Below are 12,361 nucleotides of genomic sequence, written 5' to 3' on the forward strand. Positions count from 1 at the left end.
CAAGATAACGTCTGACCTCGAAATGTCCAACGGGCACATACGCCCGGCTAGCTTGCGATGTGCCGCTGACAACACAAAGAGGCCCAGGGGGGGCCTCTTTGTGGTTCGGGGCTTCTGTTGTTTAAGCGGGTACGGCAGCCATGTTGCCCTTGCGCAGTTTTTTCAGGGCAACCGCCACCACGCCGGTGACGATGGCGCCGCAGATCATGCAGAGCAGGGCCAGCAGCGGCTTGTTGACCGCCCCCAGCAGGGCAACGATGGGGCCACCGTGGGCCACGCTGTTGGTGATGCCAAACAGGAAGGCCATGACGGCGGCGGTCATGCTGCCCAGCACGTTGGCCGGAATGACCGCCAGCGGGTCACGGGCGGCAAACGGAATGGCACCTTCGGAGATCCCCACCAGGCCCATGGCCCCGGCGGCCTTGCCCGCTTCGATTTCGGAGGCATCGAAGATCCCCATCTTGCGACCGAGCACGGTCGCCAGCGACATGCCGAGCGGCGCGGCCGGTATGGCGCAGGCCATGGCCCCCATGAACTGGGTCTGGCCCGAGGCAATCATGCCCACCGAGAACAGGAAGGCCACCTTGTTGACCGGGCCGCCCATATCAAAGCCAGCCATACCCCCCAGCACTATACCCAGCAGCACCAGACTGCCACCGCTCATGGAGAGCAGCATGGCGTTCAGGCCTGTCATCATGTCGGCAATAGGGGCACCGATGATGAAGATGAAAACGGCGGCGATAAAGAGCGATCCGACGATGGGTGCGATCAGGATAGGCACCAGCGGCTGCACCATCTTGTGGTAGTGACGGGTGGCAATCCAGCGCACTAGATAACCGACCAGCAGGCCCGCGATGATGGCACCGATAAAGCCGGTCCCGGCGTCGGCGCCGTAGAAGCTGCCGTTGTTGGCGATCCAGCCGCCGATAAAGCCCGGGGCCAGCGCAGGGCGGTCACCGATGGCGTAGGCGATATAGCCCGCCAGTATGGGGATCATCAGGGTGAAGGCGGCCACGCCCACGTTGAGGATCTGGTTCCACATGCTCCCTGCCGGGATCTGCATGCCGCTCGGGGTCGGGTTGCCGCCGATGGCCAGTGCCAGCGCGATCAGCAGACCACCGGTCACCACGAACGGGATCATGTGGGAGACGCCGTTCATCAGGTAGCGATAGAGATCGGAACTGCCGCCCGCGCTCTTATCCTCTCCCTTCTTGTCCTCTTTGCCTGCCACATAGGCCGGCGCCTTCAGCGCCTGCTCAATCAGACCCTTGCCATCCTTGATGGGGGCTTTCACCCCAGTCTTGATGAGCGGCTTGCCGTTGAAGCGGGCCATGTCCACCTGCTTGTCGCAGGCCACGACGATGGCGCTGGCGCGGGCGATCTCGGCCGCGGTCGGGCTGTTCTTGACGCCGATGGAGCCGTTGGTCTCCACCTTCACCTCGTAACCGAGCTCCTTGGCGGCACGCTCCAGCGACTCTGCCGCCAGATAGGTGTGGGCGATGCCGGCTGGGCAACCGGTGACACCTATGATGAAGCCCTTGCTGGTGGTCGGGGCCGCGGTTTGTTCCTCCTTGCGTTCCAGCAGCAGCGCCAGCGCGGCAGCCGAGCTCTTGGCAGCCAGCAACTTGGCAATGAAACCTTCTTCAATCAGCTTGGCGGAGAGCTCGGCCAGCACCTCGATATGGTGGTTGGCGCCGCCAGCCGGAGAGGCAATCATGAAGAACAGCTGGGACGGTTTGCCATCCTCGGCGCCGTAATCGATACCGCTGCGGCTGATGCCGATGGCCACTGCCGGGGTGCTCACCGCCGCGCTCTTGGCGTGGGGCAGGGCAACACCTTCTTCAAAGCCTGTGTTGTCCAGCTCTTCCCGGGCCCACAGGTCCTTGATGAACTGCTGCTCATCGCTGACCTTGCCCTGCGCGACCAGCAAGCGGGCCATTTCGCTGAAGACCTCCTCCTTGCGGCTGGCCTTTAAATCGAGCGCGATCAGCTGCTCGTTGATAAGGGTGGTGATCATGGTGTTCTCCCTGCTCCTTGATGGAGCCTGTTGGCATGCCGTGCACACGGCATGCAGACAAAATTGACACGACTATTATCGCGCCGGGGCACACGCCACCCTATCGGACAAATGTGCGAATGACTGGATTTTTGTGCGGAAAGATCACGAGTGTGAGCCTGATCCCAAAGCGAGGTGTTGGGCACCAGTAGAAAATAAAATTGGTTTTTACATATAAAATCATGATGTTAGTAGTATAGCCCTTGCGGCCATATTGCTGTGGCCCTACCAGTCTGGACGGGAGAGAGAAGCTTCTTCTGTAAATTTGTGAGGATATATGATGGAGCGAGATGTGAGCCAACGCACATAAATGGTTGTCATCAGGGTAGCTTGGTGGAGTACAAACTGGAGAAATGGGCTTGGCGAGCGGACTCTCCGGGGCAACCACAGGGTGTAATGAACGGAGGTGAGTTGTACCGCCGATAGCGGTGGCAGGGGTGGGAGTCGCGGTGCATATTGCATCCTGAGGGTGGGCGCGATGAGCCCATCCTCAGGATGCTTGTCAGCGACTCCGGCTGTTGTTGCTTGGTGTGATAGCGATGCACTGGCCAGCCAATTACCGCCATTGCTGCCGCGACACCGATCACGATCTGATAGAGGCGTCCCACCGCCCGCTAAAGCAAATCCATATGAAAATCCTGCCGGATAAGTTCCGGGGTCAAGCCGAGTGGCGCCGTAATGGCCAGGCTGGATATGAATTTCACAAACAATCTGGTTCAGTTTTTTGGGGGACGTCTGTATTGATTCATTCTTGTATCATCCAGTTAGCTTTATTGGGGCGAGTAAGGCGCGAATTCAACTTCGAAGTGCGACACTCGCCTATGCCGCCTGACGGTACTCTTCGAATACCTTGACAGGCTGCCTGAATCCGAGACATTTCCGAGGTCGTAGGTTGAGCCACTGCTCCGCTCTCCTGACATCCTCGTCCGTGACCTCTCTCAGGTCTGTTCCCTTTGGGATAAACTGCCTCAACAGCCCATTGCTGTTCTCGTTCAGACCGCGCTCCCACGAAGAGTAAGGGTGCGCAAAGTAAGTCTCGGCACCCAGCGCTTCCTCTATCGCCTTGTGTTCGGCAAACTCGCCGCCGTTGTCAAAGGTGATGGTATGCACCTGCTCGATGTAGGGCGTTAACATCTCGATTATCGCATCCCGCACCACCCCAGCCTGTTTGCTCGCGACCCGCTTGACCAGATAGAGCCGGCTCTTGCGCTCCACCAGGGTGACCAGTGCACCTGTGCCTTGCTTGCCCAGCACCGTGTCCGCCTCCCAATCACCGAGCCGCTCCCGGCTATCGACGATAGCCGGCCGTTCATCAATAGAGCGGGCTTCCTTGATGGGAGAACGCAGGCTGCTCGCCCCCTTGCGGTAGCGCTTGTGGCCCTGGCGCAGATGGCGGTACAACTGGCCACCCCGGGCTTTGTCGGCGGCCACATGGCGGTATATCCACTCGTGACTCACCATGAGGCCTATCTGCTTGCCCACCGCGCTTATCTGCTCCGGGCTCCACCACCAGGCGAGTGTCAGCTCGACAAACTGGATGACATCGGCAGATAGCCGAGATTTGGCCGCACTGGCCCGTCGGTGGGTCAGGGCGGGATCGCACTTTGTTAATGAAATTTGAACAGGCTGATCGTCTGTGATCTAATCACGCCTCCATGCAGGAGGCGCACTCTATGACCTTGATTGAACACCTTACCCTTGTCGAAGAAACTCGCTCTGACATCAATCGTAAACATGACCTTGTTGATGTCATGTTTCTTGTCATCAGCGCCATCATGAGTGGTGCCGAGGGCTGGCGGGACATAGAAACCTATGGCAATTCAAAGGCCGATTGGCTGCGCCAGTATCGCCCCTTCGTCAATGGCATCCCGCGTCGTCACACCATTGCCCGCATTCTGCGCTGCATTGTCATCGATTCCCTGAGCATTGCTGTGCTGGGTCAATGAACAGCGCACTCATCAGGGAAAACCCATAATTGCCTTTGATGGCAAGGTGCTACGCGGCTCCTTTCGGGGAAATGCCAAGGATGCTCTGCAGTTGGTCACGGCCTACGATACCGAAAATGGGCTGGTGTTAAGCCAGAAAGCAACCCCTAACAAGAAGGGGGAAATCGAAACCGTCAAAGAGATGCTGGACATTCTTGAACTCAAAGGTGCCGTTGTCACGCTCGATGCCCTGCATTGTCAGAGAGAAACACTCGAGAAAATCAGCGAGAAGAAGGCTCATGTGGTGGTACAGGTAAAGAAAAATCAGCCAAAGTTGTACCAAGCCGTTCAGTCACAATTCCAGGCACTGTTTGACGCTCAGAAAGAGAAGATTATCGTCGAGCACAAAGAGAGTGGGCATGGCCGCCAGGAAGAACGCTATGTGTTTCAATTAAAAGCAAAATTACCGCCAGAGCTGGCGGAGAAATGGCCGACAATCCGCAGCATCATTGCCGTTGAGCGCCACCGTAGTGCCAACGGGAAAGGAACGGTAGATACCTCCTACTATGTCAGCTCGTTATCCCCCAAGCACAAGTTGCTCGGGCACTATATTCGTCAGCATTGGCGGATCGAGAACAGTCAGCATTACATTCTTGATGTGGTGTTCAACGAGGATGCATCAAGGATTGCGATGGAGGATGCGGTCGAGAATATGGCGCTATTCCGACGGTTTGTTCTGAACATCGTAAAACAGAGTGATTGCGGCGCGCCGAGCCAGAGAAACAAGCTAAAAAAAGCAAGTTGGGATGACAATTATCGGGCACAGTTATTCTTTGGTTAAAAATTCAGCAAAGTGTGCTCCCGCCCTGGTCGGTGGGTGGCGTGCTGATGCGCATTGTCTGGCTGGTAGCCCTGCGGCCCGGCGTTACGACGCAGCTCCCGGTAGAGGGTGGAGCGATGAACGCCAATGGCGCGTGCGGTGGCAAGGATGGACATCCCCTGTGCGCGAAGCACCGATAACTGGTATCGTTGCCCCTCGGTCAACTGCTGATAGCTCATGGTGATACTGCTTTTACTTTGGCGAGCAGAAGGGTACCACCAATCAGCAGTTGGCCACCTCTCGCCATTCATCCATGAGTGTCGCACTTATTATCTGAATTCCCGCACTTCATGGGCAAGGAGCCGTCGTTTCGATTGCCGTCTCGTTGGATATATGGCTCATCTGGTAATCCCCCCGAAAAACTGAGGTGCTCATAAGTAGAATTTTCTCGTATCTTGAACGCAGGAGGTTCTACATGAAAACATCACGCTTTAGCGATGCACAGATCATCGCCATCCTCAAGCAGGCCGAGTCTGGTTCACCCGTCCCTGAGCTCTGCCGTGAGCATGGCATCAGCTCCGCCACCTTCTACAAGTGGCGCTCCAAATTCGGTGGCATGGATGCCTCTCTCATGGCGCGCCTCAAAGAGCTGGAAGAGGAAAATCGTCGCCTTAAGAAGATGTATGCCGAGGAGCGCCTAAAGGCTGAGATCATCTCCGAGGCGATGGCAAAAAAGTGGTGACGCCATCTGCCCGCAGGGAGATGGCGACCAAGGCTGTGGCTCATTACGCCATTTCTATCCGTCTGGCTTGCCAGGTGTTCAAGGTGAGCGAGGGTTGCTACCGTTATCAGCCCGTGCTGGCTGATGAAAACCAGGAGATTGCCGACTGGCTGCTGCGCCTCACCGCCAACCAGCGCAACTGGGGTTTCGGACTGTGCTTCCTGTACCTGCGTAACGTCAAAGGCTTTGGCTGGAACCACAAGCGGGTCTACCGGATCTATCGGGCGCTAGAGCTCAATCTGCGGATAAAACCCAAGAAGCGGCTAGTGCGGGCCAAGCCGGAGCCGTTGGCAGTCCCTCACTGTTGGTCGATGGACTTTATGCATGACCAGCTCAGCGATGGTCGTTCGGTGCGGTTGTTTAATGTGATCGATGACTTCAATCGCGAAGCACTGTGCATCGAGGTGGATTTTTCCTTGCCTGCCTCGCGAGTCAAACGGGTGCTGGAGCAGGTCATCGAGTGGCGGGGCAAACCAGCCGCAATCCGCTGTGATAATGGTCCGGAATACATCAGCGAAGAGCTCAAGCAATGGGCGCAGCAGAAGAGGATTGCGCTGAGGTATATCCAGCCAGGCAACCCGCAGCAGAATGCCTACATAGAGCGATTTAACCGCACTGTGCGTTACGACTGGTTGGGCCATTACCTGTTTGAGTCACTGAATGAGTTACAGGAATTTGCCACGAACTGGCTGTGGGTTTATAACCATGAGCGGCCCAATATGGCGCTGGGCGGCTACACGCCGAAACAGCGCTTGGCACAGGCCGCATGACCTCTACTTTTGAGTGCTCCAAAAAATGGGGGGATTACCATCTCGTCTCTTGGGCTAAAAATCATGGGCTGGCGCTGAACGAAGTGAAGCCAAGGTTTACCGCGAAATGTATCGTTAATTCTGGTGTGCCAATCTCTTGTATCCACGTTTATTCCGCTCTGGCTGGCGCAATAATGCTTGCCTGTCGGGCTTCTCTACGCGCTGCGCCAACCTAAAAACCACGCTACCACCTGTGATGACAGCTGCCAGTCTGCTGCGGTCAACCGGTGATATAGCGGGACATGGCCGTTCGATTACCTTGTTGCGGCACAGGCAGCGATCCCGAGGAAGCCTGGTTGCAAGCGGGGCATAGCAAGCTGTGGTGGAAGGGGGTAAAACGGCCCTTTGCGAGAAAGCGGCCGGGGATCAACAAATTAGTGAGAGTGCGGGCTTATTTGTACGGCAGCAGGCAGGCTATCGCCCCCTGCCGGGAGCAACAGGTACTCAATACTCGAGAAACTTCTCGCCGCAGCGCTCGCAAATCAGGTGCCGCACATGGGTGGCCTGATAGGCGAGGGTCTGGCCGAATACCGCATTGGTCAGGCTGCTGGAGCGAAAGGCTTGCCAGAAGGCCTTGCGCGGGTCTTTGGGCATCACATCCTGGCTGTGATCCCGTGGCACCAGTACCACGATATGGCGGGTGCGTTCCCGGCATTTGTCACAGCGATGGAGCTCGCTCTGTGGTTCGGTCTGTTGCTGTTGTTTAGGTTGTGTGGTCACGATGGCGGACTCTGCTGCGGATGGCGTGCCCATCATAGACTTGTCCAGTTGGCTCTCAACCCCCTGCCTGGGGGGATTTACCCATGGGGGGGATTGCCTGGATCGGTTGGCCGGGAATGGCCAGCTGATGACGCGCTGGCGCCAGTGAATGGGTGAGTCAGTTTGGAGGTCCTGACGGAGCCTCAGGCCGACTCTCGTTTTTGCAGGCTGGGGGTGATGATATGGCGGTTGGGAGCGAGATCGGGTTGCTGCATCCGTGCCAACAATCGCTGGGCGGCCTGGCGGCCAATTTCGCGGGCCGGTGAGCTGATAAAGGTGAGGGCGGGGGAGCTGAGTTCCGCTTCCGCCACGTCGTCAAAGCCGAGCAGCGCCACCTGCTGACCTATGTAGTTGTCCTTGCCCACGGTGCGCCCGCTCGCCTCCACCCCGTAGATGCCACCCAGTGCTACTTCGGGATAGTGGCAGAGCACGGCGGTCACCTTGGGGTGCTGGTGCAGCAGCTGGGCGATGGTGTCGGCTGCGCTGCGCTGGGTGCGTTCGCACTCCAATATCCACTCTGGTTTGAAGGGCAGGCCATATTGCAGCAGGCTGGCGCAGTAGCCGCCGATCCGCTCGGCGCGGGCCAGGGAGTCGGCCCGTCCGCCCACGTAGGCGATGTGGCGATGACCCTGCTCGATGAGATAGGTGGTGGCCTGCTTGGCGGCGTGGGTGTTGTCGGGGCCGATAAAGTCCACGTCGTCGCGGTAGTAGGAGCGGGCGGCGCACACCACCGGCAGCTGTGAGTCGAGCAGGGTTTGCAGTGTTTTGGCCGCGGCGCCGCGCACCGGATTGAAGATGATCCCCGCCACCCCCTGCCGTGACAGGGACTGGATGCTCTGCTGCAACCGCTCCGGGCTGTGGCCGCACTGGGTCAGAAACAGCAGGTAGCCCTGCTGCTCCAGCACCTCGCTCACCCCTGCCGTCACCTCGGTATAGAAGGGATCCGTGATGTCGCGCAGGATCAAGCCGACCAGATTGGAGTGTTGATTGCGCAGGTTGGCGGCGGCGCTGTTGGGCACATAATCGAGCTGCCTGATAGCCTGCTGCACCCGCTCTGCTGTGGCAGGGGAGATACGTCCCTTGCCGTTGAGCACCATGGAGACTGTGGTGACCGAGACCCCCGCCAGCTCGGCCACGTCGGTGATCTTGGCGTGCTTCGCGGGTTGCGATTTGGGCGAGATGGAGTGTGACGACATAAGAAAAAGCGTTGCAGCCATGGGGCAAGAGACCGAATAGCCACAGCATAACCCCTCATATCCCTAAGTGAAACGTTACATCTCATGGGCATGGATCTGCCTCACAGATTTGCGACAGGCCGCCATTTATTCCTGTGATTCTGTGATCTTGTTGGCACTTGCAACTTGGTAAAACGTTTTATCATTCATAAAACCTGATGCAAACCCACTCTCCTGCTGACGACGCGCTACCAGCGCGGTGGAGGGCGGCATCGGGGCATGACCTTCACTTCACAAGGATCAGACATATGGCCAAGTCCCCCGCCAAATCCACGATATGGGAGTTCCTGCAGAGCCTCGGCAAGACCTTTATGCTGCCGGTCGCCCTGCTCGCCTTCTCCGGTATCCTGCTCGGTGTCGGCAGCTCGCTCACCAGCGATGCGGTGAAGCAGAGCATGCCCTTCCTCGACAACATGGTGTTGCAACTGCTTTTCCTGTGGATGACCAAGGTGGGGCTGGTGGCCTTCATCTATCTGCCGGTGATGTTCGCGGTGGCCATCCCGCTCGGGCTCGCGCGGGAAGAGAAGGGGGTGGCGGCCTTTGCTGGTTTCGTTGGCTATGCGGCGCTCAACCTCTCCATCAACTTCTACCTCACCGTGGCCAACGTCATCGGTGACGGGGCGGCGGAGAAAGCCTACGGGGTGAAGTCCATCCTCGGTATCAGCTCCATCGACACCGGTATTCTGGGCGCCATCATCGTCGGGGTCATCGTCGCCAAGTTGCATGCCCGCTTCTACACCTACCGGATGCCGGATGCGCTGGCCTTCTTCGGCGGCGCCCGCTTCGTTCCCATCATCACGGCGTTGGTACTGGGGGTGGTCGGTCTGGTGGTGCCTCTGGTCTGGCCCTGGTTCGCTGCCGGCATCAACGGCATCGGCGCCGTCATCTCCCACGCAGGCCCCTTCGGTCCCTTCCTGTTTGGCACAGGTGAACGTCTGCTGCTGCCGCTCGGTCTGCATCACATTCTGGTGGCGCTGATCCGCTTCACCGAAGCGGGCGGCACATCGCTTGTGTGCGGCAACGAGGTGAGCGGCGCCCTCAATATCTTCTATTCCGAGCTCTCCTGCGCCGATACCACCCAATTCTCGGTCTCTGCGACCTCTTTCTTGTCTCAGGGCAAGATGCCCGCCTTCCTCGGCGGCCTGCCGGGGGCGGCACTCGCCATGTATCACTGCGCCCGTCCGGAAAATCGCGGCAAGATCAAGGCGTTGCTGGTCTCCGGTGTGGTGGCCTGCGTCATCGGTGGCATCACTGAACCCCTTGAGTTCCTGTTCCTGTTCGTGGCGCCTGTGCTCTACTTCATCCACGCCACCCTGACCGGTCTGGGCTTTATGACCATGGGCCTCCTGGGGGTCACCATAGGCAACACCGACGGCAACCTCATTGATTTTCTGGTGTTCGGCGTGCTGCAAGGTACGGCCACCAAGTGGTATCTGGTGCCGGTCGTGGCGGCCATCTGGTTTGCCATTTACTACAGCGTGTTCCGTTTCGCCATCGTGCGCTTCAACCTGAAAACCCCGGGTCGTGAGCTGGAGAGCAACGACGCCCCGCAACCTGCTGGCAAACCCGTGGGTAACAGCGGCTACAACGGCGAGATCATCCTCAATGCACTGGGGGGGGCCGACAACATACTGGCGCTGGACAACTGCATCACCCGGCTGCGGATGTCGGTGCAGGACATGAGCCGGGTCGATGACAAGGTATTGAAAGCCAACGGTGCCATCGGGGTGATCAAGCTCGACGAGCACAACCTGCAGGTGGTCATAGGCCCGCAGGTGCATCTGGTGAAAAACCAGTTGCAGAGCCTGATGGGGGCCTGATGTGCGCCGCAGTGAGCGATGTGTTGGGGGGCGCGATGCCCCCTTATCCATTGACGGGTCATTCGCTGTATTTATGGAGAGGTAGAGAGCATGTGTGAGAGTTATGATTTCGACCGGGAGGTCGATCGCCGTGGCACCTATTGCACCCAGTGGGACTATGTGGCCGACCGTTTCGGTCATGCCGACCTGCTCCCCTTCACCATCTCCGACATGGATCTTGAGACAGCCCCCTGCATTCGCAAGACCCTGTCCAAGCGGCTGGAGCACGGGGTCTTTGGCTACAGTCGCTGGAACCACAGTGACTTCAAGGGGGCGGTGAGCGGCTGGTTTGCCCGCCGCCATGGTGCCAACCTCGACCCCGAGACCCTGGTCTTTGGCCCCTCGGTCATCTATGTGATTGCCCAGCTGGTGGCCCTCTGGTCGGCGCCCGGCGAAGGGGTGCTGGTGCATACCCCCGCCTACGATGCCTTCGGCAATATGCTCGCCGCCAACGACCGGCGGCTGCTCTCTTGTCCGCTAGAAAAGCGGGAGGGGCGTTATCACATCGACTGGGCCTGTTTCGAGCAACAGGCGGCGCGGCCCGATTGTCGCATCCTGCTGCTGTGCAGCCCCCACAACCCCACAGGCCGGGTCTGGACCCGGGATGAACTTTCCCGCATGGCAGACATCTGCCTGCGCCACGGGGTGAAGGTCATCTCGGACGACATCCATATGGACATCAGCTTTGTCCCCTATCTGCCCTGGAGCGAGGTGGCACGGGACGATGGTTGGGCGCTGGTCAGTTCGGGTTCCAAATCCTTCAATATCCCGGCCCTTGGCGGGGCTTATGCGTTCATTCCCGATGCGGCGAGCCGGGATACTTATCTTCGGCAGCTCAAGGCAGCCCATGGCCTCTCCTCCCCACCTATTCTTGGCATACTGGCCCATATCAGCGCCTATCGAGAGGGGGGGGCCTGGCTCGATGCCCTGAAAAACCACCTGCATGGCAATCTGGCGCGGGTAGCCGAACGGCTCAACGGGGCTTTGCCGGCCATCGACTATCGAGTGCCCGAGGGGACTTATCTCGCCTGGATAGATTTGCGCGGGCTCGGTATCGACTCGACCGAGCGAATGGACGCCCTGCAAACCTTGCTGGTGGAAAAATACCGGGTTGCCATCATGCGCGGCGATACCTATGGCCCGGAAGGCAAAGGCTATATTCGCCTCAACGTCGGCTGCGCACGGCAGAAAGTGGATAAGGGGCTCGACGCCCTGATCACAGCGTTGCAGGAGCTGCACGCCGGATAAAACAAGCCGCCTCGGGGCGGCTTGTTCATTTCGAGGTCGCCTTTTCAGGCTGGTAGCGGGTCTGCTCTATCTGATCGAAGCGCAGGATCAGGGTGTCGCCCCCCTTGAGGCGATAGGCACAATGGGTGCCATTGCAGGCGATGCGGATATGGGGCTCGTCACCGAGCAAGGGTGACCGGCTATGGGCTTCTGTCGTCGGCCAGCTGCCTTGTTCGAGGCGGGTGATCTGGCTGCGGGCCAGTTCTTCCCCCATGGGTCTGATGTGTTCAGACGCCATGATGACCAGCAAGGAGGGAAGGATAAAAATGGCGAATTTCAAGTAGGCACTTTTCAGCCAAATCAAACAGTTGAAGATAAAGGGCGCGGGATACCGACGGGCAATTTTTACTCCTTTATGCACGATGGGAAGCAGCACGAAGACGCGAACCAGCCACCAGGAGAGTGTCAGTCGCCACTTCACTTTGAAAAACAGAAAGGAGAGCACCACAAACAGCGCCCCAACTGCCAAGACAAGGGGAAATATATAGGGCAGAAACAGCTTGATAAGCAGGTGAAAACCGTAGAGAAGTGTGGCGTCTGCTGGGAGTGAAAACTCGGTGCTATCCAGCCCGAACTGACTCAGGTAGCCGTGGTAATAACGCACTCCCACAACGTAAATGGCCGCTGTCAGCAGCGGGATAGCCGCGCACAGAATGCCGACGAATCCCAGCATGTCTCCTTTCTCTTCATCCTCGTCCTTTGAAACCCGCAGCTCTTGCAGATGTTTCTTGAGCCACTTTCTACGCAGGGTCGTCATATCCAGATCCATCGCTGACCTCCTTCCAGTCAGATTGTTCCGCACTTTGTTGATCTCAGTCCACAGGTTCTGT

Annotated in this window: 8 protein-coding genes and 3 pseudogenes; 5 read left to right on the top strand and 6 right to left on the bottom strand. The window is 58.4% G+C overall.

Annotated elements, in window-relative coordinates; genetic code table 11:
* Positions 1–121: 121 nt before the first annotated feature.
* Positions 122–2,017, bottom strand: coding sequence for a fructose-specific PTS transporter subunit EIIC (locus tag ACSMDR_RS16480; protein ID WP_436468932.1), 1,896 nt, complete (start codon positions 2,015–2,017; stop codon positions 122–124).
* A gap of 858 nt (positions 2,018–2,875) precedes the next feature.
* A pseudogene (locus tag ACSMDR_RS16485) lies at positions 2,876–3,643 on the bottom strand (IS30-like element ISAs2 family transposase); the annotation flags it as partial.
* An 86-nt stretch (positions 3,644–3,729) separates the two neighbouring features.
* On the opposite strand from ACSMDR_RS16485, the pseudogene ACSMDR_RS16490 reads away from it, so the two are divergent.
* Positions 3,730–4,822, top strand: a pseudogene (locus tag ACSMDR_RS16490) (ISAs1 family transposase).
* Between the two features lie 29 nt (positions 4,823–4,851).
* Here ACSMDR_RS16490 and ACSMDR_RS16495 read toward each other — a convergent pair.
* A pseudogene (locus ACSMDR_RS16495) lies at positions 4,852–5,040 on the bottom strand (helix-turn-helix domain-containing protein); the annotation flags it as partial.
* A gap of 236 nt (positions 5,041–5,276) precedes the next feature.
* On the opposite strand from ACSMDR_RS16495, the gene ACSMDR_RS16500 reads away from it, so the two are divergent.
* A protein-coding gene (locus tag ACSMDR_RS16500; protein WP_436468933.1) for an IS3-like element ISAs22 family transposase occupies positions 5,277–6,352 on the top strand; the annotation gives its coding sequence in 2 pieces (ribosomal slippage) (positions 5,277–5,529 and positions 5,529–6,352; 1,077 coding nt in all).
* Positions 6,353–6,835: 483 nt separating this feature from the next.
* Here the strand turns inward: ACSMDR_RS16500 and ACSMDR_RS16505 are convergent.
* Positions 6,836–7,144 carry a hypothetical protein gene (locus tag ACSMDR_RS16505; RefSeq protein WP_436469341.1) on the bottom strand — a complete coding sequence of 103 codons (309 nt, stop codon included), beginning with the start codon at positions 7,142–7,144 and terminating at the stop codon, positions 6,836–6,838.
* Between ACSMDR_RS16505 and ACSMDR_RS16510 the strand changes: the two genes are divergently transcribed.
* A complete protein-coding gene (locus tag ACSMDR_RS16510) occupies positions 7,113–7,259 on the top strand; it encodes a hypothetical protein (protein WP_436469369.1) in 147 nt (48 codons plus the stop codon). The two genes, ACSMDR_RS16505 and ACSMDR_RS16510, sit on opposite strands and share 32 nt — an antisense overlap.
* Before the next feature lie 34 nt (positions 7,260–7,293).
* Here ACSMDR_RS16510 and ACSMDR_RS16515 read toward each other — a convergent pair whose 3' ends face one another.
* The gene (locus ACSMDR_RS16515) at positions 7,294–8,346 is read right to left on the bottom strand and encodes a Mal regulon transcriptional regulator MalI (RefSeq protein ID WP_436468934.1); all 1,053 of its coding nucleotides are present in this window, start codon (positions 8,344–8,346) and stop codon (positions 7,294–7,296) included.
* A 287-nt stretch (positions 8,347–8,633) separates the two neighbouring features.
* On the opposite strand from ACSMDR_RS16515, the gene malX reads away from it, so the two are divergent.
* Together malX and ACSMDR_RS16525 are read left to right on the top strand one after the other, a co-directional pair.
* Positions 8,634–10,205 carry a maltose/glucose-specific PTS transporter subunit IIBC gene (gene malX / locus ACSMDR_RS16520; RefSeq protein WP_436468935.1) on the top strand — a complete coding sequence of 524 codons (1,572 nt, stop codon included), beginning with the start codon at positions 8,634–8,636 and terminating at the stop codon, positions 10,203–10,205.
* Between the two features lie 90 nt (positions 10,206–10,295).
* On the top strand, positions 10,296–11,492 hold the full coding sequence (locus tag ACSMDR_RS16525) for a MalY/PatB family protein (RefSeq protein WP_436468936.1): 1,197 nt from the start codon (positions 10,296–10,298) through the stop codon (positions 11,490–11,492).
* Between the two features lie 25 nt (positions 11,493–11,517).
* Here the strand turns inward: ACSMDR_RS16525 and ACSMDR_RS16530 are convergent, their stop codons facing one another.
* The gene (locus ACSMDR_RS16530) at positions 11,518–12,300 is read right to left on the bottom strand and encodes a hypothetical protein (protein WP_436468937.1); all 783 of its coding nucleotides are present in this window, start codon (positions 12,298–12,300) and stop codon (positions 11,518–11,520) included.
* Positions 12,301–12,361: the final 61 nt, after the last annotated feature.

It is taken from the genome of Aeromonas molluscorum, from assembly GCF_051376105.1.
Taxonomy (GTDB): domain Bacteria; phylum Pseudomonadota; class Gammaproteobacteria; order Enterobacterales; family Aeromonadaceae; genus Aeromonas; species Aeromonas molluscorum.

Excerpts from the sequence above, each read along its gene's own strand:
- ACSMDR_RS16480 (WP_436468932.1), bottom strand. The coding sequence starts at position 2,017 with ATGATCACCACCCTTATCAACGAGCAGCTGATCGCGCTCGATTTAAAG.
- ACSMDR_RS16510 (WP_436469369.1), top strand. The coding sequence starts at position 7,113 with ATGGCGGACTCTGCTGCGGATGGCGTGCCCATCATAGACTTGTCCAGT.
- ACSMDR_RS16505 (WP_436469341.1), bottom strand. The coding sequence starts at position 7,144 with ATGGGCACGCCATCCGCAGCAGAGTCCGCCATCGTGACCACACAACCT.
- ACSMDR_RS16515 (WP_436468934.1), bottom strand. The coding sequence starts at position 8,346 with ATGTCGTCACACTCCATCTCGCCCAAATCGCAACCCGCGAAGCACGCC.
- malX (WP_436468935.1), top strand. The coding sequence starts at position 8,634 with ATGGCCAAGTCCCCCGCCAAATCCACGATATGGGAGTTCCTGCAGAGC.
- ACSMDR_RS16525 (WP_436468936.1), top strand. The coding sequence starts at position 10,296 with ATGTGTGAGAGTTATGATTTCGACCGGGAGGTCGATCGCCGTGGCACC.
- ACSMDR_RS16530 (WP_436468937.1), bottom strand. The coding sequence starts at position 12,300 with ATGGATCTGGATATGACGACCCTGCGTAGAAAGTGGCTCAAGAAACAT.